Raw genomic sequence first — 24345 nt, forward strand, 5'->3', positions numbered from 1 at the left:
GAAGGACACGACGTGGCCATCGCCGACGTCCAGGAGTACTGCCACCTCACCGAGGCCGACGTCGAGGCCATCGGGCGCGAGCTCGACGCGATCCGCGAACGCGTCGAGGCCTCACGCGGAGCCGCCGACGCCGCCTACATCCGCCGCGTGATCAAGACCCAACGCTGGCTGGCGGCCGGCGCCCGTATCGGCATGATCGTGAGCTCGCCACTCGAGCCGAGGTATCGGCGTCCGGTGCTCGCGGCCAGCGCGATCTCGCTCGGCCTGGCCAAGATCCTGGAGAACATGGAGATCGGCCACAACGTCATGCACGGCCAGTGGGACTGGATGAACGACCCCGAGATCCACTCGAGCACCTGGGAGTGGGACACCGCCCAGCCGGCCGAGCAGTGGAAGCACAGCCACAACTACATCCACCACCAGTTCACCAACGTGCTCGGCTTCGACAACGACATCGGCTACGGCATCCTGCGGATGGCGCGCGAGCAGCGGTGGACGCCGGTCAACCTCGGCCAGCCGGTCTACAACGCGCTGCTGGCCATGCTGTTCCAGTGGGGCGTGGCGCTGCACGACCTCGACCTGGAGGCGATCCGCAAGCTCGAGAAGGACCCGAAGGTGATGCGGCAGCAGCTGCTGCAGATCGCCAAGAAGGGCCGCAACCAGTTCTTCAAGGACTACCTGCTCTACCCCGCGCTGAGCGGCAAGGAGTGGAAGTCGACGCTCCAGGCCAACGTCGCCGCCAACTTCATGCGCAACGTGTGGGCGTACATGATCATCTTCTGCGGCCACTTCCCCGACGGCGCCCTGCACTTCACCGAGGACGAGCTCGAGGACGAGACCCGCGCCGAGTGGTACCTGCGCCAGATCCTCGGCACCGCCAACTTCGAGGGCAGCAAGCTGCTGCACATCATGAGCGGCAACCTCGGCTACCAGATTGAGCACCACCTGTTCCCCGACCTGCTGAGCAACCGCTACGGCGAGATCGCCCCGGAGATCCGGGCGCTGTGCGACAAGTACGAGATCCCCTACACCACCGGGCCGCTCCACCGGCAGTATGGCCAGGTGCTGCGGGTGATCCACAAGCTCACGCTGCCCAACCGCTTCACCCAGGACGACAAGCCGCCGACCGGCACCGACGTCACCGTGCGGCACGGGCGACAGAACCACGAGCAGCGCCAGCAGCGCCGCACCGAGCTCGGCGCCTGGTCGCGCACCAAGGCGGCGTTGCGCGGGTGAGCACGACGGCCGACCTGTTCGCCTGGGACGACGGCGTCCTGGTCCGGCGCAAGGTGACCCAGTGCGCACTCTCGCGCGTGTGCGGTGGGTGCGGTGCCTCGCTCGGCCGCCCCATCGCGTTCGTGGGCGCGGCGGCCGAGGTCGCCCGCAACGAGTTCCACGCCCCGCCGCTGCACGCGACCTGCGCCGACGACGTCCGCCGGCGGCTCGACCCGGGCTGGGACGTCGTCCTGACGTCGGGCTTCGAGTACGTGCGTCCCGCGGCCGACGACCTCGACAAGGAGCCGCGATTCAGGCCCAACTCCCTGATCGGGTGAGGGCCCTGCGCGTCCTATAGCCTCGCCGGGTGGTCAAGGTCCTCGTCGTCACCGGCTCCGGCCGCAGCGGCACCAGCAGCATCGCCGGGACCCTCAAGCGACTCGGTCTCCACGTCCCGCAGCCCGAGGTGGAGGCCGACGAGCGCAACCCGCTCGGCTACTACGAGCCGCAGTGGGTCGCCGAGTTCCACAAGAGCTGGCTCGACGCCGTCCCTGTCCGGACGATCGACACCCGCCCCACGGTGGCCGAGATCGCGCTCGCGTCGCTGACGCCCGAGCGCGAGGAGGCCCTCGCCGCGTGGCTCGCCGCCGAGCTCGCGTCGCGCCCCGCCGACGACGTCGTCGTGGTCAAGGAGACCCGGGCCTACCTGGTGTACCCGCTGTGGCAGCGGGTCGTGCCGGCGTCCGGGGGCGACCTGATCAGCCTGACGATGCTGCGTCATCCGGCGCAGGTGGTGCGCTCGCGCGACACCGCCTATCTCAGCGAGCGGCCCGACGAGATGCGGCGTCAGCGCGAGACCGGCAACGTCGCGGCCTGGATGAACTCGGTCTTCGTCACCGAGCGTGCCACCCGCGGCAACCCGCGGGCCTTCGTGCCCTACCTCGACCTGCTGGCCGACTGGCGCGCCGCGGTCGGTCGGGCGTGCTCGCAGCTCGGCATCGATCCCGGCTCCCTCGACCGCCCCCACCCGGTCGACGACTTCGTGACCCCGTCGCTCAACCGCTCGGACGACGGATGGGCGGGGCTGTCGACGCCGCCGGCCCTGGTCGAGCTCGCCGAGCGCACCTGGGACGCCGCCCGCCGCCTCGTGATCGACCCCGTCGACGCCGGGGCCATGGCCCTGCTCGACGGGCTGCAGGCCGAGTACGTCGAGCTCTACCGGGCGTCCAAGGCGATCGTCTCCGACGAGACGACCAATGCACTGCGGGCCCAACGGCTGCGGTTCCAGGAGCGCCTCGACGTCAAGAACGAGCGTCTCGAGCGTCTGCGGGCGCGCGTGCGCGAACTGGAAGGGAGCCGGCCATGAGCCACGTCGTCGTCGTCGCAGGAGCCGGCCGTAGCGGCACCAGCACCGTCGCCGGGGCGTTGTCGAATCTGGGGCTGCACCTGCCCGAGCCGCAGGTGCCCGCAGACGACACCAACCCGCGCGGCTTCTACGAGTCGCAGTGGGTCGTCGACTTCCACATGGCGATGCTCCGCCGTGACCCGGTGGTCCGCACCCTCGACTCGCGTCCCGAGGCGGCCGGGCTCGCGCTGCAGCTGCCGACCCCGGACGACGCCGCCCACCTCGACCGGTGGTTGGCCGCCGCCCTCGACGACGCGCCGCACGGCCAGGTGCTGGTCAAGGACCCGCGGGTCCTCTGGTTCCACGACCTGTGGCGTTTCGCCGCCGAGCGCCGGGGGGCCGACCTCGGCGTCGTCACGATGTTGCGCCACCCCGCCGAGGTCGCCAAGTCGCGCGACACCCACTACACCCCGACCGACCGCGGCGAGGGGTTCCGCCGGCAGCGGGCCACGGCGAACGTCGCCGGATGGGTGAACGCGTGCCTGGTCACCGAGGAGGTCACGCGCGCCGACGCGCGGACCTTCGTGCGCTACGCCGACCTGCTCGCCGAGTGGCGCCCGGTCGTCGCGTCGATCGCCGAGCGGCTCGGCCTCACGCTCGACCTCGACGCCGGAGCGGCCGCCGTCGACGCCTTCGTCGAGCCCGGGCTGCGGCGCTCGGAGACCACGTGGGACTTCGTCGACGTCCCCGACACCCTCCGAGCGGTGGCCGAGGGCACGTGGGAGCAGATGAACCGGCTCGTCGACGACCCTTCCGAGAAGTCCGTGCCGGGGGCGCTCGCCGCGCTGCGCGCCGACTACGAGCGTCTCGTCGACCACGCGGTCGGGGTCGCCCTGGACCACACGCAGGCGCGCGAGGTGCACGTGCGCCGGCGCACCCGGGCCAACGTGCGCTCCGAGTACGAGGCGCAGGTCGCCGAGCTGGAGAAGCAGCTGGAGGAGTCGCACCACGACGCCTCCGACGACTTCGACACCGGCGGGCGCGGGTTCCTCAGCCGCTTCCGTCGCTGAGTGCCCTCCCTGCCGCGGGTCAGCGCTCCCACGGTGCGGCGATGGGGAAGTAGGCCCGGAGGAACTCGTCGACGAGCTCGTCGACCTGGGCCGGGTCGCGGCCGAAGTCGTGGTGGTCGGCGAGGCAGAAGCCGCCGCGTTGACGACGGAGCAGGTCGACGAACCGACGTCGGACCGTGGCCTCGGTGATGTCGACGTAGGCGTAGTCGGTGGTGCCCATCAGCGCGCGTCCGGTGAGCAGGCCGTAGTGCTGGGCGAGCGAGGAGAGCATCGAGACGTCGGTGCTCGAGCGGAACGGCGCGCGCGTGGTGGCGTCGACGACGTCGGCGAACCGCTCGGCGATCTCCTCCAGCGTCGAGACCCGGTGGGCGTAGGGGGCGTGCACGAGGGTGTTGACCGTGGTGGCTCCGAAGGCCGACTCGAGCAGCGCGCGGTTGTTGTCGGCCGCGACGGCCCACGGCAGCGTCGCCTCACCGGGCAGGCCGGCGACCGTCGACGACCGGTAGGCCACCGGGAGCCCGGCGCTGGAGAAGAACGTCTCGGGCCACGTGGGGGCGCCGACGAAGAAGTCGTCGTTGAGGTAGACGAAGTGCTCGGCCAGGCCGTCGATGCGGTGCACGACGGACTCGATCGCGTGCGAGCTGAACGTCGGCAGCGCCTCGGCCGGGAGCAGGTCGCGGTGCTCGACCAGGTGGATCTGCGGGTGGTCGACGTCGAGCCAGTCGGGCACCTGGCCGTCGGTGACGACGTGGATGGTGCGGACCCACGGGGCGAACAGGTGGAGCGAGCGCATCGAGTAGCGCAGCTCGCCACGGTCGACGTAGCGGGCCGAGCCGCTGGAGGCACGGGTCAGGACGGTCTCGTCGCCGCTCGCCGTGGCCACCTCCTCGAGCCGCCGCTGCCGCCGCTCCTCCCAGGCCGGGTCGGACCCGTCGACCCACGTGTAGACGACGTCGACCGGGAACCGGACGTCGTAGACCGTCGGCCGCGCCATCACCGGCAGGGTGCGCACCTCGACGTCGTCGACCGTGTGCGACACCGTCGCGGCGCCCACCGGCACCGACGGGGCCCACGTGACGTGTCCCGGGACGCCGTGCAGCTCGCCGTCGGCGCCGAGCTCCCAGAACTCGACCGCGACGGCGCACCCGCGCCCGAGCAGCGCGCCGCGCACCCCGCCGCCGGCCTCGTCGCCGGTCTCGACGACGGGCCACGGCTCGAGCAGCACCCGACCGGAGCGGCCGCGCAGCAGCGGCCCGCGCATCTCCTCCGCCGTGCCGCGCCGGCTCGGCCAGCCGCGGTGCTCGGGGTCGTGGAGCGAGACGTAGGGCGGCAGGGTCGTGTCGTCGAGCGCGCCGAGGAACGCCGCACGCGCCCGCATCGGCAGGACCAGCGTCGTGGGCCGGCCGCTGCGGCGCGGGACGACGAACCAGCCGCTGCCGACCTCGCCGAGGCCGTCGGCGACCCGGACGGCGGCGGCGAGGATGTCGCGGCGCGCCTCCGCCGGGCTCACGTCGTCGCCCTCGCGGCCGGCCGGCGCCCGCTCGGGGTGGACGACGCGCAGCGGCCGGGTGCCGCGGGACCGGGCGAGGGCCGCGGCGCGGCCGCCGACCGAGGTGGACGCCGTCGTCGCCGTCCGGCGGGCGATCGCGGCCTCGAAGACCTCGAGCCAGCGGGGGGTGATCACGTCGGCGTGCCACGTGGCGGCCTTGGCGCGCGCGGCGGTGCCGAGCCGGAGCCGCTCGGCCGGGTCGGTGGCCAGCCGCAGGATGGCCGCGGACAGGGCGGCCTCGGCGCCCTGGGTGACGAGCAGTCCGTCGACGTCGTGGACGATCTGGTCGCGCGGGCCGGTGGGCATGTCGTAGGCGACCACGGGCACGCCGGCGGCCATCGCCTCCTGGATGACGAGCGGGAACCCCTCGCCGGCCTGCGAGGCAAGGGCCGACATGCCGGCGCGCGCCCACTCGAAGCGCATGTCGGACGACGGGCCGGGCAGCTCGACGCGGTCGAAGAGACCGTGCTTGCGGGCGGCGCCCATGATCTCGAAGCGCCCGTGCCCCTCGCCGAAGATGCGCAGCCGCCACTCGGGGACCTGGTCGGCGACGGCGGCGAAGGCCCGCACGAGCACGGGCCACTGCTTCTCGGTGGCCAGGCGCCCGGCGCACACGATGACCGGCTCGGTGAGCGGCGAGCGTGGCCGGTAGCCAGGGGCGAGGGCGTTGGGCATCACGACGGTCTCGGGTGCGTCGGCGCCGAGCTCGACCCTCAGCCAGTGCGCCATGGGCTCGGTGAGCATGGCGACGACGTCGGCCCGGCGGGCCATGTCGAGCAGCAGGTGGCGGCTGTTGGGGCGTGAGTGCGACGACCGGTGCTCCTGGTGGACGACGACCGTGGCCGGCGGCGCGAGCTGGACGGCGTAGGCGAGCATCGCCGGCGTGACCGTGACGAGCACGTCGGCCTGCAGGGCCGGCAGCGCGTGCTCGAGCGCGGCGTCGGCGCGGGCGTCGAGGCCGGGGTCGGCGTTGTCCGGGATGAGCAGCGGCAAGCGGTCGGCGAGCGCGCGGAAGCGGTGGTCGACCAGGTCGGTGACCACGACCGACGGGTCGAGGGGGAAGTGGTGGCCACCGTCGGGCGGCAGGACGCTGAGGATCTGCACGGCGACACCGTGGGCGGCGAGCGCGTTGGCCTGCGTGACGACGGCGCCGGCCGTGCCGCCGGCGTCGTGCACCGACGAGATCAGGAAGGCGACCCTCATGCGTCGGTGCCCCCGTGCCGGTAGAGCGCCAGACGTCCGTCGCGCAGCCAGCGCAGCTCGACGTCGGACGACGACGTCGAGGGCAGCAGTGTGGCGTAGTTGGGGCGGTCGGTGACGCTGCGGGTGCGGACGACGGCCCGGCCGTCGGCCTCGAGCAGGGCCGGGGTGCCGACGGGCAGGTCGTCGAGCCCCAGGCGGGAGACGGGCGGGAGCACGACGACGCCGTCGTCGACGGCGAGCGTCGAGCCGTGCACGGTGACCGTCGAGGGCGACCCCTCGAGCCGGACGACGACGGTGTCGTCGAGGCGCGCGACACCGAGGACCCCGACGCCGGGCTCGCGGGCGGTGCGACGGAGGACCAGGCCGCGGTCGTCGTGGATGCTCCACTGCCAGCGGCGGTCGGCGGTCGGCGGCGTCTCGAGGGTCGGGGACGACGGGCGGTCGGCCAGGGCGAGGGCCACCGGACGACGGCGCGCGCCGTGGCGCAGGCGGACGACGAGGTCGTCGGCATCGTCGTCGGCGTCGATGGCCGCGAGCGTGACGACCGCCGTGAGGAGCCGGACGCCGTCGTGGGTCTCGACCTCGGTGTCGACGTCGACGACGGGCCCGGGCGTCGGCCCGCCGTCGCGGACCAGGCACAGGCTCTCGGCCCCGCGCACGGCGAGCCAGAGGTGCTCGCCGTCGGCGATGCGCGCGTGCACCGCGGAGACACGTCCGCGCCTCCGGGAGAACAAGACCATCTAGACACTCTCCCAGGGGGCCGGCACCGGGTAGTAGTCGGCGAAGAAGTCGGCGAGCACGCGGTCGAGGTGATCGGCGTCGAGGGCGTGGTCGTGGTGGTCGCCGAGGCACAGGAAGTCCTGCTCGCGCCGCAGGGCGTGGCGCAACCGGCCCTCGACACCGGCGTTGGTCAGATTGACGAACGTGAGCGGGTGCTCCTCGAGCGAGGCGACGTAGGCGGTGCCGGTGAGCAGCCCGTAGTGCTGGGCGAGCGAGCTCAGCGTCGAGACGTCGGTGTCGGAGCGGAACGGCGAGCGCGCCGTCGCCGCGAGGGCCTCGGGGAACCGGTCGGCGACGGCCTCGAGCACCGAGACTCGGTGGGCGTAGGGGGCGTGGGCGAGGTGACGCAGCGACACGGCGCCGAACGCCTCGTGCAGCAGGCGCCGGTTGTTCCAGGCGGCCTTGACGTAGGCGGGGGAGGACCCGTCGCCGTCGCTCAGCCCGACGTTCTGGCGGGAGAAGTAGACCGACGTCAGGCCGGCGGGGCTGAACAGGGCCTCCGGGGCGACGGGGCGACCGAGCAGGAAGTCGTCGTTGAGGTAGACGAAGTGCTCGGCGAGGCCGGGCACGCGGTGCAGTGCGGTCTCGATGGCGTGCGAGCTGAAGGTGGGCAGGGCATCGGCGGGCAGGATGTCGCGGTGGTCGACGACGTTGACGCGCGGGTGGTCGACGTCGAGCCACGGCGGCACCTGCCCGGCGGTGACGAGGTGGATCGTGCGCACCCAGGGCGCGAACAGGTGCAGGGAGCGCATCGAGTAGCGCAGCTCGCCGTGGTCGACGTAGCGGGCGCGGCCGCTCGACGACCTGGTCCGTGCGTCTCCGGACGTCGCCCCGAGGCCGTCGAGCCGCGCGGTCCGTGAGGCCTCCCAGGCGGGGTCGTGGCCGTCGACCCAGGTGTAGACGACGTCGATCGGGAACCGGACCTCGGTCACGGTCGGCGCGAGCATCAGGGGCAGCGACCGGACGGCGACGCCGTCGACGTCGGCCTCGATCGCCCCGGCGCGGACCAGGGCGGGCGGCACCCGGTCGGCGTAGGGGTTGCGGCGCGGCGCGACGAGGTCGCCGGCCGGATCGGTCTCCCAGAACTCGATCTCGACGCCGCCGACGCCGCTCAGCAGCGACGCTCCTCCGCCGGACGGCGAGCCGCCCGGCCAGGGCTCGAGACCGACGACCGAGGTGCGTCCGCGGCGGAGGTCGGTGGCGAGTGCGGCGACGTGGCCCCGCCGCTCGGGCCAGCCGGCCTCGGCCGGGTCGCGCAGGCAGAGGTAGGGGGCGCTGCCGCTGCGGGCGAGGGCCTGCAGCACGGCGTCGCGTGCCTCCATCGGCACGACCACCGTGGGGGTCGGCGACTCGGCGCCGTGGGCCGGCATGACCCACCACGTGTCGGTGGCCGAGCGCGCGGCCTCGACCGCGCAGGCGAGCGCGGTACGGCGTGCCTCCGCCGGAGTCACGATCTCGTGAGGCGTGGTGTCCGACGAAACTGTCGCGGCCGCGGTCGGCCCGGCGGTCGCCACGGCGAGCGCCCGCGCCGCGAGTGGCCCGCGACCGTCGCGTCGCGCCACGGCGTCGCCGAAGACACCGACCCAGCGCTCGGCCAGGTCGTGGGCCGACCACTGCGCGGCGGCGGCGAGGGCGCCCGCGCCCAGGCGGTGGCGCAGGTCGTCGTCGAGGGCGACACGGCGCAGGGCCGCGGCGAGCCCACTGGTGGCCTGCGGGGCGACGAGCAGCCCGTTGACGTCGTGGTCGACGATCTCGCGCGGCCCCGACGGGCAGTCGAAGGAGACTACGGGGACCCCGGCGGCCATGGCCTCCTGCAGCACGAGCGGGTACCCCTCGGTGCGCGAGCTGAGCGCAGCGACCGACGCCCGCGCCCACTCGGCCCGCATGTCGGGCACGGCGCCCGGCAGCTCGACGCGGTCCCACAGGTCGTAGCGGCGCACCTGGCGCACCAGCTCGCCGCGCTGTGGACCCTCGCCGCAGATGCGCAGCCGCCAGCCGGGCAGGTCGGCGGCCACCTCGGCGAACGCGTCGACGAGCCGCGGGAACTGCTTCTCGCCGACGAGACGGCCGGCGGTGACGACGAGCGACTGCTGCAGCGTCGAGCGGGGGTGGTAGCCGAGCGGCAACGGGTTCGGGACGACGACGGTGACCGGCGCGAGGTCGCCGAGACGGTCCCGCAGCCACTCCTCGACGGTCGGCGTGAGCAGGGCGACGACGTCGGCGCGCGGAGCGAGCGCGAGCAACGGCTCGAGGCCCCCGTCGCGGGTGTGCGAGGCGCGGTGCTCCTGGTGCACGACCACGACCCGGTCGGGCACCAGCGCGACGGCCGCCGCCAGCAGGCCGGGAGTCACGGTCACCAGCACGTCGACGTCGAGCCCCGGCAGCGCGGCCTCGACGGCCACGTCGGTGAGCGCGGTGAACTGGGCGTCCCACCGGGCCGGCACGAGGGCCGACTCGCGGGCGTGGAGCCGGGCCGCGACCTCGGGGGCGACGCCGTCGAGCGCCGGTGCGTCGGCCGCGCGGACGTCGACCAGGTAGTCGACGCCGAGGCGCCGGTCGAGCGTGTAGTGGGGCCGCCCGGAGGTCCGGACGACGCTGACGAGGCGGACCTGCTCGACCTCGGGTCGGTCGAGCAGCGCGGTCGCCTGGGTGACGACCGAACGGCTGGTGCCGCCCATGCCGTCGAGGTTGAACACGAGGAAGCCGACCTTCACGAGGTGACCTCCCCGGCGGGCGCGCCGACGCGGGCGGCGAGGACGCCGGCGTCGGTCCAGTGCAGGCGCAGCCGCGGCGTCGAGGGGAGGGGAGCGCCCCGCCGCGCGGCCCGCAGGTCGTTGTCGCGCCGCCACACGGGCAGGCGCGTCGTCCCGACGAGCACCCGGGCGTCCTGCGGGGCGACGCCGTCGAGGGCCGACTCGTCGAGCCAGCCGTCGTCCCAGCCGGCGAGCACGCCGTCGTCGCCGACCAGCACGACCGGGCCCGGGCGGTCGAGCCCGAGCCGGATGCCGTCGGGCTGCAGGCTCGCCGAGACGAGGGTGGCGGCCTCGACGACCGGGCTGGTGCGTAGCCGGAGCACCCCGTCGTCGGTCTCGAGACGCCGGCCCGGGCCGTCGTCCGGACGGCGCCACGTCGGCACGACCTCACCGGTCAGCGGCCGCACGGCGTCGCCGTCGACGAGCACGACGTCGTAGGCCGCCTCGGTCGGGGGCAGCGGGGCGAGGTCGAGCCGGGCCGCGACGAAGCCCGGCTGCGCCGGGCCGGTCGCCCCCTCGTCGGGCAGGTCGACCAGCGCGCCGCCGCTCGAGCGGAGCGCGATGCGCCCCCGCGCGGCGGGAACGGCGACCCAGAGCCGTCGGCCGTCGAGCACGCCGGCGAAGTCGACGGCGAGGGCACCACGTGCGGGGTCGGCGGCCCCGACGTCGTCGGCGCGCCGGCGGAACCTCACCCGCCGATCGTAGTGTCAGGCACCGCTGATGCCGTCGGGCCCGGCCGCCTGCTCGTCGAAGGTCTCGTGCTCGAGCAGGTGCAGCACCGGGATGTCGAGCTCGCGCCGGGCCTTGGAGGCCCAGTCGAGGCGGAACAGCTCGGCGACGACGTGGGGCTGGGTGAGCACGATCGTCTCGCGGCCGTCGATCTCCTTCACCTTGGCGACCAGCTCGTCGATCGGGCTGCCGGTGACGAGCGTGCTGGAGGCGACGGCGGCACCGGCGGCCTCGAGGGCGGCGACGGTCGCGACGAGGTCGGCCTCGGCCTGCGTGCGGGCGTCCTCGCGGACGGCGTCGAGGTCGACGGTCTCCATCGGCACGTGCGGTGCGGCCAGCAGCTCGCTGCCCGACAGCGAGCCGAGCGAGGCCTCGACGCGTGCCGCGGCGTCGTCGAGGGGCAGGAGGACGTGGTAGGTGACCGGGTCGTCGATGCCCTCGTGCAACGAGCGCACCTGCCGGGCGTCCTGGGGGGTCAGCGCCTGCTCGACGAGCAGGACGACGTCGTAGTCGGCCATCAGTTCCGTCCTCCACTCAAGACCTCGGCGAGGTCGTAGCTCACAGGTTGCTCCAGCTGGTCGTAGCCGCACGACCCGGGGTCGCGGTCGTCGCGCCAGCGCTTGAAGTGCGCGGTGTGCCGGAAGCGCCGGCCCTCCATGGCGTCGTACTTGACCTCGAGCACGCGCTCGGGCCGCAGGGGCGTGAACGAGAGGTCCTTGCCCTGGCTCCACCGGCTCTGGGTGCCGGGCACGCGATCGGGGTTGCCGACCAGGAACTCCTGCCAGCGGCCCCACGGGTGGTCCTGGATCTCGCACACCAGCGGCTGCAGCTCCTCGATCAGCTCGGCGCGCCGCTTGTCGGTGAACGAGGCCGAGACGCCGACGTGCTGCAGCTCGCCGTCGGCGTAGAGCCCGAGCAGCAGGCTGCCGAGCAGCGGGCGCTCGGGCGTGGAGGTCTTGTGCTCGCGGTAGCCGGCGACGACGACGTCGGCGGTGCGCTCGTGCTTGATCTTCATCATCGTCCGGCCGTTGGGGGAGTACGGCGCGCCCAGCGGTTTGGCGATGACGCCGTCGAGGCCGGCGCCCTCGAACTGGTGGAACCACTGCTCGGCGACGGCGGGGTCGTCGGTGGTGCGGGTGAGGTAGCAGGGGCCGGCGAGCCCGGCGAGCGCGGCGACCAGGGCCGCCCGGCGCTCGGCGAACGGCCGGTCGACGAACGACTCGTCGCCGAGCGCGAGCAGGTCGAAGGCGACGAACGAGGCGGGCGTCTTCTCGCTCAGCATCTGCACGCGCGAGTCGGCCGGGTGGATGCGCTCCTGCAGCACCTCGAACTCGAGGCGCGCCCCGACGGCGACGAACACCTCGCCGTCGAGCACGCACCGCGCGGGCAGCTGCTCGCGGGCGGCGGCGACGAGCTCGGGGAAGTAGCGGGTCAGCGGCTTGGTGTTGCGGCTGGTCAGCTCGACCTCGTCGCCGTCCTTGAAGACGAGGCAGCGGAAGCCGTCCCACTTGGGCTCGAAGCTCAGCCCGCCGTGCTTGGCCGGGTCGGGCACGCCCTTGACCGCCTTGGCGAGCATCGGCTGCACGGGCGGCATGACGGGCAGGTCCACGAGTCCACCTAACCACGGGTGCCCCCACCTCGGCGGCTGACCGAGGACGACGTGCCCGGGCGGGTCGCCTCCCAGCGCGCCGGTGGACGTCGGACGTCGGGACAAGCGCTTCGCCTGACAGGGTGTCCGGTGATGCCGGACGACGTGGTGGCCCTCCTCGCCGGGTTCGTGATCGCCACGGTCACGACCCCGGTCGGGGTCTCGGGCGCCGTCTTCCTGCTGCCGGTGCAGCTCTCGGTGCTGCACGTGCCCAACCCGCGCCTGACGCCGACGAACCTGCTCTACAACGTCGTCGCCGGACCCGGTGGGGTGCTGCGGTTCCTCGGCCGTGGCCGCATCGACCGGGCCCTGGCCGCGCAGATGACCACCGGGTCGGTGCCGGGCGTCGTCGTCGGAGCGGTCCTGCGCGTGCACGTGGCGGCCGACCCCGACGTGTTCCGGCTCGTCGCCGCCGCCGTGCTCGTGCCCGTGGGCGTGCTCGTGCTGCGCCCACCGCGGCCCGCTGGTGCCGGTGACGAGCGCCGGCTGGCGCCGTCGCAGGTGAGGCTCCTGGCGTTCGGGGTCGGCATCGCCGGCGGGTTGTACGGCGTCGGTGGCGGCTCGCTGCTCGGGCCGCTGCTGGTCGGCTGCGGGATGGCGGTCGCGACCGTCGCCCCGGCGGCGCTGCTCGCCACCTGGACGACGTCGGTCGCCGGGGTGGCGGCCTACGCCGTCCTCGCGCTCGACGCGCCGGGCTCGGTGTCGCCCGACGTCTCGATCGGCGTGTGCGCGGGCCTCGGTGGCCTCGTCGGCGGCTACCTCGGGGCGACGCTGCAGCCGCACCTGCCCGAGCGGGCCCTGCGGGTGCTGCTCGGCGTCCTCGCCCTCTCGCTCGCCGGGCTGTACGTCGTGCAGGCGACGCGCTGAGCGACGGCGCTCGGGGCATCCCGTGGTGCCCCGGACGCCGCCACCGCCTACCCTGGGGCACCTATCCCCGGTTGGTCTGCCGGCAGGGCCCGCCTGACTTTGAATCAGGACTAGCGACGTAGGTTCGACTCCTACCCGGGGAGCGCGCAGTGCGGCACCGCCGGCGACGAGGGGCCCACGCATGGGATGCCCCATCCTGCTCGGCCTCCTGGCGTCGCTCTCGGCGCCGGACCTCAACGGCGACCACCAGGATCCGGACGACCTAGAACGTGAGGCCGTAGAACGAGGCCAGTGCGAAGAGGAGCACGAAGCCGGCGATCGCCAGGCCGATCCGGTCGGTGCTGAGGCCCACCGTCATCAGCCCCAGGCTGACGACGAGCATGGCCAGCGGCACCACCACCTTCGGGCGGAACCGTCGGCGGGCGACGCCGTCGGCAGCGTCCGGTTCGTCTCGCACCTCGTCGACCATGTCGGCACTGTGCCACGTAAGGGCATCCGGCACAGTTGACTGCGCTCGCCCCTCGACCAGGACCGGCGACGCGGGTCCGACTCCTACCCGGGCGGTGCGGTGCGGCGGCGGCGGACCACGACGGCCACGAGGGCGAGCACGAACAGCGCTCCGGCACCGCCGGCGACGAGGGTCCAGGTACCGGACCCCTCGTCCCGCACGGTCCCCGAGGCGTCGCTTCCGGCGTCGTCGGCCCCGGCGTCGTCTTCCCGAGGTTCGACGGCCCCGGAGTCGTCGTCCGCCACTGCGTCGCCGACCAGCGGCGAGTCGGCGGCGGGCACGGGGAGGCCGGCGCTCTCGTCGTACTCGGGTGCACCCGCACCGGGCTCGCCGTTGACCCGGACCGTGAGCGTGTAGGGCAGGTTGGCGTCGTCGCCGCGCACGTTGTAGGCGACCTGGACGTAGCGCAGCCCGGCCACCGAGCTGCCGGCCTCGGCGCCGAGCGCGAAGCGGTGGTCGTAGCCCACCGGCTGGGAGCGGGCCCCGATGCGGAAGGGCGTCCCGGGCGCGATGTTGCCGAAGGCGGTCGTCGTCCAGCTCGGGGGCTCCTGGGCGTAGTAGTCCACCTCGTCGCGGGAGCGCACCGGACCGACGACCGTCAGGCCCAGGTCGCTGCCGACCGCCGCGGCCGCAGCCGCCTCCGGCGTCACCCGGGTGTCGAGCTGGAACTGCACGTCCTGGCCCCAGTCGACCGGGACGGCGAAGACCTGCGCCTCACCGGGCTGGATGTCGGCCGACCACGAGCCCTCGCCGATCACCGGGGCGCTCGCCAGGCTGGTTCCGGGCACGACCTCGGTGGGCCGGGGCTCGGGCGTCATGGGCACCCAGGCCCCGTCGTCGAGCGGGGCGACGGCGGCGGGCGGGTTGCCCGGGTCGGCCAGCGGCGGCTCCTCGTAGACCGCGATCTCGAGCGGTTGCCCGGCCAACGGCTCGGGGGCGCCGGTGGCGTGCTCGATCTCCAGGAGCAGCGTCGGGTCGGTGTTGCACGCCGCGCCCGGATCGCGGACGGCACTGGAGACGCCGCCGAGCAGGAGCGGGTTGCGCATCCCCAGCACGACGCCGATGGTGGGCTCGCTCGCACAGGACGTGCCGCCGTCCGCGGGCAAGAGGGTCAGGCGCGCCGAGGCCGTGGTCGCGTCGGGCCGGCTGCGGGTCACCATGCCCACGTGCAGGGTCGAGCCCGGCACGCTCCGCGTCAGCCGGTAGAACCGGCCGCCGTCGGCGGGCATGGTGTCCAGCCACTGTCCGGGCCCGATGGTCGGCGCGCCGGCCTCGGCGGCGGTGCCCTGCACCGGGGTGCCGGTGAGGTCGAAGGGACGCGCCGCCCGGGCCGCCGACGTCGTGAGGCCGCTGACGATCTCGTCGGCGTCGTCGGCGTCGTAGTAGGTGCCCCGCCCGGCGTCGGCGACGCACTGCAGCTGCTCGCGGGCCGCTCCGGAGACCGACAGGCCGACCACGTCGATGCGCACGTCGACGCCGTCCCGCACAAGCTGCCGGGCGACGGCGCAGGGGTCGGGGGCGCAGGTCGGCTCGCCGTCGGAGACCAGGATGATGCTGCGCTGCCCGTCGACGCCGAGGTCATCGCCGGCCTGCTGCAGCGCGTACCCGGTCGGCGTCTCGCCGAAGGGGCGGTAGGAATCGACCGCGGCCCTCAGGTCGTCGCGGTTGTCGGTGCCGAGGTCGACGACGCGCTGGGAGTCCTGGCAGGCGCCGGGCTGGTCGGCGAACTCGACCTCGGCGCCGAAGACCCGCAGGGCGACCTCCTGGTCGTCGGGGAGGGCGTCGATCACCTCGCCGAGCGCCGTCCGCGCCGCCTCGATGCGGCTCGTCCCGCCGCCGGCGGGCTCGGCCATCGAGCCCGAGGCGTCCAGCACGAGCACGAGCGCGCCGGGGGTGTCGCTCGCCGGCGGGCGTGTCGGGGTGGCGGAGGAGGCGGCGGGACTCGCGACCGGCAGCAGGGCCAGCAGCGTGCTCACCACGGCGGAGGACGACAGGGGCAGGCGCACCGCCGTCCCCTTCCCCGCGGACGCCGGCTCAATCATCACGCGGTCGTCGCCGCGACCACGACCGCTCCTCCACAGGTCGGCCACGCCGTCGCACGCGTGTCGGTGGACGTCGTTAGGGTTCGCTGGTGCCCGAGTCCACCACTGCCTCCACCACCGTCGGCGACGTGCTGGCGCGCGCCGTCACGGCGCTCGGCGGCAGCGAGCGCTCCGGCCAGGTGGCGATGGCCGAGGCCGTCTCGCAGGCCATGCGCGACGAGCAGCACCTGCTCGTGCAGGCCGGCACCGGCACGGGCAAGTCGTTGGCCTACCTGGTGCCGGCGCTCGTGCACGACCAGCGGGTCGTCATCGCCACGGCCACCCTCGCCCTGCAGCACCAGCTCGTCGAGCGCGACCTGCCGCGCCTGGTCGAGGCGGTCAAGGACGTCGAGGGCCTCGACACGTCCTACGCCGTGCTCAAGGGCCGCTCCAACTACGCCTGCCTGCACCGCATCCGCGAGGGCGTGCCCGACGACCAGGGCGTGCTCGTCGACGTCCCCCAGGGCTCGATGGCCAGCAAGGTGCTCGAGCTGCGCACGTGGGCGGAGAAGGAGGCCGAGACGAAGGGCTCCGGCGAGCGCGACAACGCGCCGCGCCACACCGATCGCGAGTGGCGCCAGGTCTCCGTCGGCCACCGCGACTGCCTCGGCGCCTCGAAGTGCCCGTTCGGCCAGGAGTGCTTCGTCGAGCTGGCCCGCGAGAAGGCCCACCGCTCGCACCTGGTCGTCACCAACCACTCGCTGCTCGCCATCGACGCCATCGAGGGCGTGCCGATGATCCCCGACTACGACGTCGCCATCGTCGACGAGGCCCACGAGCTGGTGCAGCGGGTCACCCAGGCCGCCACGGCCGAGCTGTCGCCGTCCGACGTCGAGCGGGCCGCGCGCCGCTCGCAGCGCCACGTCGACGGCGAGCAGGCCGACGAGCTCGCCGACGCCGCCGAGACGCTGCGCGACGCGATGGCCGACGCGCCGCCCGGGCGGTTCGAGTCGCTGCCCGTCGCGCTCGCCGACGCGCTGGTGCTGGTGCGCGACGCGGCGCGGGCCTGCATCTCGGCCTACCCGCGGGGCTCGTCCGAGAGCAAGGACGCCGAGGGCGACGCCGGGCTCCAGCAGGCCAAGGGCTCGGTGCAGGAGGTCTTCGCCATCGCCGACCGCATGGCGTCGGGCGCGCAGGCCGACGTCCTGTGGCTCTCCGAGGGTCGCGACCGGCTGCCCCCGCGCCTGCACGTCGCGCCCCTGCAGGTGTGGGGCCAGATGCGCGACAAGCTGCTCACCGACAAGACCGTCGTCATGACGTCGGCCACGCTCATGCTCGGCGGCGACTTCTCCTCGGTCGCGACCAGCGTCGGGCTCAAGCCCACCGAGCGGGTCCTCGACGGCGTGGGGCCGGCGAAGTCCGAGGACGTCCTGCCCTGGACCGGCCTCGACGTCGGCTCGCCCTTCGACTACGCCCGCCAGGGCATCCTCTACATCGCCCGGCACCTGCCCGCACCGGGGCGCGACGGGCTGGGCAAGGCCCAGCTCGACGAGATCGTCGAGCTCGTCGACGCCGCCGACGGTCGCACCCTCGGCCTCTTCTCGAGCCGCCGGGCGGCCGAGACCGCCGCCGAGGAGGTCCGCACCCGCCTGCCGCACCTGACCACCCTGGCCCAGGGCGAGGCCCAGCTGCCCGAGCTGGCCGCCCAGTTCGTCGGCGACCCGCACACCTGCCTGTTCGGCACGCTCAGCCTCTGGCAGGGCCTCGACGTGCCCGGCGACACCTGCCAGCTGGTGCTCATCGACCGGGTGCCGTTCCCGCGCCCCGACGACCCCCTGATGAGCGCCCGCGCCCAGGCCGCCGACAAGGCGGGCGGCAACGGGTTCATGCAGGTCTCGGCCACCCACGCGGCGCTGCTCATGGCCCAGGGCGCCGGCCGGCTCATCCGCACCACGACCGACCGGGGCGTGGTCGCCGTCCTCGACCCCCGGGTCGCGACCGCCCGCTACGGCAGCTTCCTCAAGGCGAGCCTGCCGCCGATGTGGTCGACCACCGACCCCCGCGTCGTGCGACAGGCCCTGGCCCGGCTCGCCGCCACCGGGTGATCCTCAGCCCAGCACCTGCAGGCCGAACCCGTTGCGCACCGCGTTGTCGAGCGGGCGGCCGCCGCACGAGAACGTGGTGCCCTGGAAGCAGCGGAACCGTGCGCTGCCGTTGGTCAAGGTGACCTCGACGCGCTGGATGCGGGCCTGGCCGACCGGGATCCAGCGCGTGCCCTTGCCGGCCGGGCCGAGGCTGACCCGGGTCGTCGAGGTCGTGCCGTCGGTGAAGTACGTCGTGGTCAGCGCGACCGGGCTGGTCGCGCGGGCCCCCATGTCGAAGGTCAGCTTGACCCGCGACGACGGGCGCAGCCCGTCCTTGCGCAGCACCACCGTCGCCGTGGTCAGGTGCTTCATCTTGACGTAGGCCTGGCCGCGGGCGCCGGGGGAGAGCGTCCGCCACGCCGCGACCGGCGCGGTCGGGTAGCGGTTGACCGCGCCGTCGCGGTAGGCGCGGGCCGGACGCCGGTTGGCGGCGGCGAAGCCGGCGAGCATCCGCTTGCCCGTCACGCCGCGCGCCGCGAGCGCCTTCTCGACGGCCTGCCAGGAGTAGAGGTCGGGCCCGCCGGGGGCCGAGTCCGCCAGGCGCCACACGTCGCGCACGAGCGTGGGAAGTCGGCCCTGCCGGGCCCGGAACCTCTCGGTCAGGTAGCGGAAGAACGACCAGGTGCCGTAGTGGAAGCCGCCGTTGCCGAACTTGTCGAGCGAGACCTTCGGCTGCGTCATCGGGCTGTTGCGCAGGTACTGCAGGTTGTCGTCGACGTCGTCGAACATCTCGTCCTCGACCCAGGCGGCGGTGGCCTCGAGCAGCCAGGCGTCCTCGTAGCGGTCGTAGGCGAACTGCACGGCGTGGAAGTACTCGTGGGCGATGGTGACCCGGAGGTTCTCCAGGGGCGTGTTCGAGGGGAAGTCGGTGGGGTCGTAGTCGTTGTCGAGCACGCAGTAGGCCCAGCGGTCGCCCCGGCTGTTCGACGTCGACGGGTCGTCGGAGCTGCAGTAGCCGTAGATGCCGGGCCCGAGGTCGCCGAGGTAGACGTCGGTGCGGGCGTCGCCGCCGCGCGCGCCGTCGGGCTTGGGACGCCGGTAGCCGGCCGCGACGTAGTCGTCGGCGACCCGGGTGAGCGTGTCGAGCGTGGTCTGCACGTAGTCGGGCACGCCGTCGCCGTTGCCGTCGGTCATGGCGGGGGCGTCGTCGGTCGTCGCCACGTAGTGCACGCACAGGTGCTCGGTGCACACCGGCGTCGCCTCGACGACGTCGTAGGCGAGCAGCCCGTCGCCGGCGCCGTCGGTCGGACGGCGCAGGAGGGCGTCGGCGGCCTCGCGCTCGTCGCCGCTGAGCACCTCGCGGGTGTTGGCGACCTCGCGCAGGGCCATCGTGACGTCGGCCCGTTCGGTGCTCGTGCCACCGCCCGCGGCGCTGTCCGGGTCGCCGATGCCCTCGGCGACGACCTCGGCCCGCTCGGTCGCGGCGATCGCGCGCCGCTCGCTGGGCGCCAGGACGTCGTCGGGCCCGCTCGCCGTGGCGGACGACGCCGCGGGGCCGGGCAGCACGGTGCCCGCGAGGAGCAGGGCGAGCGGGAGGGTGGTGAGCACGGCAGCACGCCGGGCGGGAGGGCAGGGCACGACGACTCCGGACCTGTCGGGGAAGGAGCGTCCACCGTAGCGAGTGGTCTAGACGTGCGACGGGCCGGCACGGACCCGGGCGTGTCGCCGAGGTCGGGGCCGGCCCGTGGCCGTCGGGGGCGGGCCGAGGGTGTGTCAGCGCACCGCGGTCGCGGTGAGACGGTTGACGACGCGGTCGTCCTTCGGGATGCCCGAGCAGGAGAACGTCGGGTTCTCGGGATAGGGGCGACGCCAGCACTCGAAGCGACCGCTGCCGTTGACGAGCGTGACCTCGACGCTACGGACCGAGCGGCTGCTGAAGGGCACGGTCTTGGTCTTGTTGCCGCGCTTGGTCAAGAAGATGCGGGCCGTGCGGACCTTGCCGTTGGTGAGCACCGTGGTGACCAGGGCGGTGGACCCGGTGAACCGCGGAGCCATGTCGAGGGCGAGGCGCAGCCGCGAGCTCGGGCGCGCCAGGTTCTTGGGCGTGAACCGGTAGGTGGCGGAGGTCAGGTGTCGCATGCGCTTCTCGGCGCGCACCGTCTTGCCCGGCGTCATCGAGGCCCGCCCGGCCAGCGGAGCCCGCGGGTAGGTGCGGCCCTCGCGGTAGCTCGCCGCCGGACGTCGGTTGGCCGCGGCGTAGGAGGCCAGCATCTTCGCGCCGGTGGTGCCCCGGCGCTTCAGGACGGCGTTGACGGCCTGCCAGGAGTAGAGGTCCCGCTGGCCGCCCCGGCTGCCGTCGGCACGCTGCCAGACCTCCAGCACGATCGCCGGCAGCACTCCGCGCCTGGCCGGGTACCTCTCGCTCAGGAACCGGAAGAACGACCAGGTGCCGTAGTGGAAGCCGGTGGTGGCGTCGAAGGTGTCGAGGGGCGTGCCGGGCCGGCGGAGCTGGCTGGAGCGGAGGTACTGCCGGTTGTCGTCGACGCTGTCGTACATCTCGTCCTCGACCCAGGTGGCGGTGGCCTCGAGGAGCCAGCTGTCCTCGAACCGGTCGTAGGCGAACTGCACGGCGTGGAAGTACTCGTGCGCGACGGTGACCTGGAGGTTCTCGAGAGGGGTGTTGGTCGGGAACTCGGCGCGGCTGTAGTCGTTGTCGAGCGCGCAGTAGGCCCAGCGCGAGTAGTCGGCGGTGCTGCGGCTGGGGTCGTCGGAGGCGCAGTAGCCGTAGAGGCCCATCCCGCCGATGTCGCCGAGGTAGACGTCGATGCGGGCGTCGCCGCCGCGATTGCCGTCGGCCTTGGGACGGCGGTAGCCGGCGGTGACGTAGGTGTTGCTGGTCTGGGTGACCAGGGCGAGCACGTTCTGGGCGTAGGCCGGGCTGGCTGCGTCGGCGTCGCCGGCGCCGGTCACGTAGTGCACGCAGGCGACGGCCGAGCAGGTACGGGTGACCGGGGCGCCGTCGTAGTCGAGGTTGCCGTCGCCGTTCGGGGCGGTGGGCCGCATGAGGAGCCGGTCGGCGGCCGCGCGGTCGGCGCCGGTGAGGGCGTCGCGGGTGTTGGCGACGTCGCGCAGCGCCATCGTGAGGTCGCCGGCCTTGCGCCCGGCGCCGACGGCCCGCGCGGTGGCGACCGCGTCGGCGGCCCGCCGCGCCGCAGGTGACGCCGCGCGGTCCGCCTTGCCGCCGTCGGTGGCGGGAGCCACGGGCGTCGCTGCGGTCGCCGCGGTCGCTGTCGGGGACGTCAGCGGCGTCGTGACCAGCGCGGCGACGGCCGCGGCGGCGACGAGGGCCCGGACGGGGCGGAGGGACATCGTTGCTCCGGAGTGATGGGGTGTGGGGAACGGGCCTCACCGTAACCCGCGGCGCCGACATCCCCCGCGCTGGTCGAGGCCCCTAGATCCGCGCTCTGCCGTCCCACCCGCCGCGCGGGCGGCCGGTGACGTCGAAGAACCGCGCGACGGTGGGCGCGACGTCGACGGTCTGGGCGACGAGGGGCGAGGCCGCACGCCGCTGCAGACGGGGGTGGCCGCCGGAGACGAAGAACGGGATGGGCCGGGTGGCCGGGTGCCCGTGGTTGCCCGGGAGGGGGTTGCTCGTCAACGGGTCCGGGTCGCTGAAGCGCCATCCGGCCCGGCAGAACGCGACGACGTCGCCGGCCTCGGGACCGAGTCGCAGCCACCTGGCCCGCCGGTCGTGGGCCGACAGCACGCCCGGCTGGCCCTGGGCGATGCGCACCATCCGCCGCACGGCCTCCGGACGGCGTGAGGTCGGCCCGGTCCAGTAGAGGAGGTCGGCGCCGCCGTTGTCGGCGATCTGCACGCGACCGCGCAGGAACGGGTCGTCGTCGATCGGCCCGGCGAGGCTCACGACCCGTTCGGGTCGCGACCAGTCCATCGAGTGGTCGGCGAGCACGATCAGCATCGAGTGCTGCCAGGTGCCGCGCGCCTTGAGCAGCTCGACGAACCGGCCGACGTAGGCGTCGGTCTTGGCCAGGGCCAGCCGGCGCAGCAGCTTGACGCCGCTCGGCCCGGTGAGGTCGGTGTGCCCGTAGCGGTCGATGTCGCCGAGGTTGACGAACATCAGGTGCGGGTCGACGTCCTCGACCATCGCCATCGCGGCGCTGATGGTGAACTCGTCGGGGGCGTGGCCCGAGACCGGGATGATCGGCGCCGGCTCCCAGCGCGCGGTCGCCCGCGCACCGAAGATGCCGTAGAGGTACTCCTTGCTGAGCACCGTGCCGGTGCGCAGCCCGCGACGGTTGAGCCGCTGGATGATCGTGTCGGCCCTGAGGTCGGCGGGCCGGTCGAGGTCGCGGACCTGCCGGGTCCTGCGGTCGTAGATCGCGTTGGCCGGCACGCCCGAACGGTCGGGGCGCACGCCGGTCATCATCATCACGTGGTTGGGGATCGTCTCCATGATCGGCATCGACTGCGCCTTGGCGAAGCGCTTGCCCGTGACCATGAGGTCGAACAGGTGCGGTGTCTGCGCCTCGCTGATCTCCTCCGGCAGGCAGCCGTCGACGACGAGCACGTAGACGCGCCGGCGCTCGCGGGCGGCCGCGGCCGGACCGGCGGCCGCGGCGAGTGCCGCCGTCGAGATCGCGACGCCGCCACCGGCCTTGAGCAGCGTGCGGCGCCCAGTGGTCAGCTCGGCCCGTCCGACGTCGAACGGCGTACGCTCGCCGGCGGCGTGCCGCTGTCCGCACCCGCACATCAGGACGCACCGCCGTCGACCGGACGGGCGTCGCCCGAGCTCCGGCCGGGCCTGTGCCGGTGCAGGGGCACGAAGGTCTCCTCGACCCGGTTCGACGCCGCGACCGTCAGGAACGAGCGGCTGTAGGTGATGGAGGTCTGCCGGTCGGCCCGGTCGCCGATGACGAACCAGTCCATCTGGGCGCGCTTGGCGTCGAGGTCGAGCACCGAGAAGCCGTGGTCGTCGAAGTTGAGGTACTTGATGTGGCGGTTGTTGGCCAGGATCGTCGCCTCGACGGCGGTGCTGGTCGTGTGGGCGGGCGTGCCGGTGATGTCCTTGAGGTTGTTCGAGGTCACCGACGTGCACACGAACTCGACGGCGCCCGCGCCGCTGAGCGGGTAGGTGCCGACGTCGTAGGGCACCTCGGCCGCCCAGCCGGAGTGGATGTCGCCGGTGACGAACAAAGCGTTCTGCACGTGGTGGTCCCTGATGTGAGCGAGGATCCGCTGCCGGTCGGCGGTGTAGCCGTCCCACTGGTCGACGTTGTAGGGCAGGCCGTCGTCGGGCAGCAGGCCGGTGACGTCGTTGATCGGGCCGATCAGGTCGGCGGGCAGCTGCGCGAACGTGACCGGCGAGATCATCACCGGGTTGCCGATCACCTTCCAGAACGCCTGCGGGCGGGTCAACGACTCCTTCAGCCAGCGCAGCTGGGCCGCACTGGTGATGGTGCGGCGGGGGTCGCTGACCCCGGCGTCGGCGGACGGGACGGGGGAGGGGAGCGCGGTCTCGACCGGTGCCGAGCGGTAGCTGCGCAGGTCGAGCATGCTGATCTCGGCCAGCCGTCCGAAGGTCAGGCGCCGGTAGAGGCGCGTGCCGTCTCCGAGACGGGCGCTGCCGCTCATGCGCACCGGCATCCACTCGTCGTAGGCGCGGTGGGCGCGGGCGCGACGGCGGTGGTAGTCGCCCTCGTCGGCCTGGTGGTTCTCAGCTCCGCCCTGCCACTGGTCGTTGGTGACCTCGTGGTCGTCCCACGTGACGATCCACGGGTACTTGGCGTGCAGGGCCTGCAGGTCGGGGTCGGTCTTGTACTGCGCGTGCCGTCGCCGGTAGTCGGAGAGGGAGACCATCTCGTGCCGCGGGTCGTGCGTGCGGATGTCGCGGTCGGTGCTGCCGTAGCCGTACTCGCCGGGGCCGTACTCGTAGAGGTAGTCGCCGAGGTGCAGGACGGCGTGCAGGTCGTCGCGCCGGGCGAGCCCGCGGTAGGCGGCGAACCAGCCGGCCTGCCAGTTGGTGCACGAGACCACCCCGAACCGCAGGTTGCGCGGGCGGGCGCCGGCGGCCGGTGCGGTGCGGAACCGGCCCGTCCGGCTGTGGGTGCCCCGGAAGCCGAAGCGGTAGTAGTACCACCGGGCCGGCTTCAGGCCGGCGACGTCGACCTTCACCGTGTGGTCGCGGGCGGCGCTGGTGACGACGGCGCCGCGGCGCTGGATGCGGCGGAAGTCCCGGCGCGTCGAGACCTCCCAGGTCACCGTCACCTGCGGGCCCCGGCCCGACCCCGGCCGGGCCGCCGCGGTCGGGGTCACGCGCGTCCAGATCACCACCTGGCGCGGCATCGGGTCGCCCGAGGCGACGCCGTGCGCGAAGTAGCGGCGTCCGGCCCGTCGGCGCGGGGACTCGGAGTCGTCGGCGGCGGCGCCGAGCGTGCCGGCCCCGCCGGCGAAAGTGGTCAGGGCGGCGCCGGCGGAGCCGGTCGCGATCACGGTGCGACGGCGCACCGGGAGCTCGGAGGTCACGCCGGGTCCAACGACGATCCCCGGCCGGGG

At 74.0% G+C, this 24345-nt stretch carries 18 protein-coding genes and 1 tRNA gene; 7 read left to right on the forward strand and 12 right to left on the reverse strand.

Going from position 1 to position 24345, the window contains the following annotated elements; translation table 11 throughout:
* The first annotated feature begins 12 nt into the window (after positions 1–12).
* From ABFT23_RS21590 to ABFT23_RS21605, 4 genes are read left to right on the forward strand one after another with little or no spacing between them, the layout of a single operon-like run.
* Positions 13–1236, forward strand: a complete 1224-nt coding sequence (locus ABFT23_RS21590) for a fatty acid desaturase family protein (protein WP_347899001.1) — start codon at positions 13–15, stop codon at positions 1234–1236.
* Positions 1233–1553: a hypothetical protein gene (locus ABFT23_RS21595; protein WP_347899003.1), complete on the forward strand. Its 321-nt coding sequence runs from the start codon at positions 1233–1235 to the stop codon at positions 1551–1553. The genes ABFT23_RS21590 and ABFT23_RS21595 overlap by 4 nt, the downstream gene beginning before the upstream one ends.
* Before the next feature lie 29 nt (positions 1554–1582).
* Entirely contained in the window at positions 1583–2581 is a 999-nt protein-coding gene (locus tag ABFT23_RS21600) for a hypothetical protein (protein WP_347899004.1), read from the forward strand.
* A complete protein-coding gene (locus ABFT23_RS21605; protein WP_347899006.1) occupies positions 2578–3630 on the forward strand; it encodes a sulfotransferase family protein in 1053 nt (350 codons plus the stop codon). Before ABFT23_RS21600 ends, ABFT23_RS21605 begins: the two co-directional genes overlap by 4 nt.
* Positions 3631–3649: 19 nt before the next feature.
* Here ABFT23_RS21605 and ABFT23_RS21610 read toward each other — a convergent pair whose 3' ends face one another.
* Genes ABFT23_RS21610 through ABFT23_RS21635 form a run of 6 tightly spaced genes read right to left on the reverse strand, consistent with a single transcriptional unit; the run spans position 3650 to position 12253 of the window.
* Complete coding sequence (locus ABFT23_RS21610; protein ID WP_347899008.1) at positions 3650–6382, reverse strand: stealth conserved region 3 domain-containing protein; 2733 nt, start codon at positions 6380–6382, stop codon at positions 3650–3652.
* Positions 6379–7122 carry a hypothetical protein gene (locus ABFT23_RS21615; RefSeq protein WP_347899010.1) on the reverse strand — a complete coding sequence of 248 codons (744 nt, stop codon included), beginning with the start codon at positions 7120–7122 and terminating at the stop codon, positions 6379–6381. Before ABFT23_RS21615 ends, ABFT23_RS21610 begins: the two co-directional genes overlap by 4 nt.
* Positions 7123–9876 (reverse strand): stealth conserved region 3 domain-containing protein, encoded by a 2754-nt coding sequence (locus tag ABFT23_RS21620; RefSeq protein WP_347899012.1) that lies wholly within the window; start codon positions 9874–9876, stop codon positions 7123–7125.
* Positions 9873–10607, reverse strand: a complete 735-nt coding sequence (locus ABFT23_RS21625; RefSeq protein WP_347899014.1) for a hypothetical protein — start codon at positions 10605–10607, stop codon at positions 9873–9875. The genes ABFT23_RS21620 and ABFT23_RS21625 overlap by 4 nt, the downstream gene beginning before the upstream one ends.
* A 15-nt stretch (positions 10608–10622) precedes the next feature.
* On the reverse strand, positions 10623–11162 hold the full coding sequence (locus ABFT23_RS21630; protein WP_347899016.1) for a hypothetical protein: 540 nt from the start codon (positions 11160–11162) through the stop codon (positions 10623–10625).
* Positions 11162–12253: an ATP-dependent DNA ligase gene (locus ABFT23_RS21635; protein WP_347899017.1), complete on the reverse strand. Its 1092-nt coding sequence runs from the start codon at positions 12251–12253 to the stop codon at positions 11162–11164. The genes ABFT23_RS21630 and ABFT23_RS21635 overlap by 1 nt, the downstream gene beginning before the upstream one ends.
* Positions 12254–12385: 132 nt before the next feature.
* Here ABFT23_RS21635 and ABFT23_RS21640 point away from each other — a divergent pair, with 132 nt between their 5' ends.
* The gene (locus tag ABFT23_RS21640) at positions 12386–13159 is read left to right on the forward strand and encodes a sulfite exporter TauE/SafE family protein (RefSeq protein ID WP_347899019.1); all 774 of its coding nucleotides are present in this window, start codon (positions 12386–12388) and stop codon (positions 13157–13159) included.
* A 64-nt stretch (positions 13160–13223) separates the two neighbouring features.
* Positions 13224–13302: transfer RNA gene (locus ABFT23_RS21645), tRNA-Gln, on the forward strand.
* 119 nt (positions 13303–13421) lie between these two features.
* Here the strand turns inward: ABFT23_RS21645 and ABFT23_RS21650 are convergent.
* Positions 13422–13616 (reverse strand): DUF3040 domain-containing protein, encoded by a 195-nt coding sequence (locus ABFT23_RS21650; RefSeq protein WP_347899020.1) that lies wholly within the window; start codon positions 13614–13616, stop codon positions 13422–13424.
* 95 nt (positions 13617–13711) lie between these two features.
* Positions 13712–15673, reverse strand: a complete 1962-nt coding sequence (locus ABFT23_RS21655; RefSeq protein ID WP_347899022.1) for a vWA domain-containing protein — start codon at positions 15671–15673, stop codon at positions 13712–13714.
* A gap of 122 nt (positions 15674–15795) precedes the next feature.
* Here ABFT23_RS21655 and ABFT23_RS21660 point away from each other — a divergent pair, with 122 nt between their 5' ends.
* Positions 15796–17793, forward strand: a complete 1998-nt coding sequence (locus tag ABFT23_RS21660) for an ATP-dependent DNA helicase (protein WP_457623898.1) — start codon at positions 15796–15798, stop codon at positions 17791–17793.
* Positions 17794–17796: 3 nt separating this feature from the next.
* Here ABFT23_RS21660 and ABFT23_RS21665 read toward each other — a convergent pair whose 3' ends face one another.
* The 4 genes from ABFT23_RS21665 to ABFT23_RS21680 all read right to left on the reverse strand — a co-directional run bounded on the left by ABFT23_RS21665 (position 17797) and on the right by ABFT23_RS21680 (position 24315).
* Positions 17797–19380 (reverse strand): MXAN_6640 family putative metalloprotease, encoded by a 1584-nt coding sequence (locus ABFT23_RS21665; RefSeq protein WP_347899026.1) that lies wholly within the window; start codon positions 19378–19380, stop codon positions 17797–17799.
* Between the two features lie 165 nt (positions 19381–19545).
* Entirely contained in the window at positions 19546–21141 is a 1596-nt protein-coding gene (locus tag ABFT23_RS21670; protein ID WP_347899028.1) for an MXAN_6640 family putative metalloprotease, read from the reverse strand.
* 82 nt (positions 21142–21223) lie between these two features.
* A complete protein-coding gene (locus ABFT23_RS21675; RefSeq protein WP_347899030.1) occupies positions 21224–22543 on the reverse strand; it encodes an alkaline phosphatase family protein in 1320 nt (439 codons plus the stop codon).
* Positions 22543–24315, reverse strand: a complete 1773-nt coding sequence (locus tag ABFT23_RS21680) for an alkaline phosphatase D family protein (protein ID WP_347899032.1) — start codon at positions 24313–24315, stop codon at positions 22543–22545. Before ABFT23_RS21680 ends, ABFT23_RS21675 begins: the two co-directional genes overlap by 1 nt.
* Between the last annotated feature and the right edge of the window lie 30 nt (positions 24316–24345).

Source organism: Nocardioides secundeburneus (assembly GCF_039939255.1).
GTDB lineage: Bacteria > Actinomycetota > Actinomycetes > Propionibacteriales > Nocardioidaceae > Nocardioides.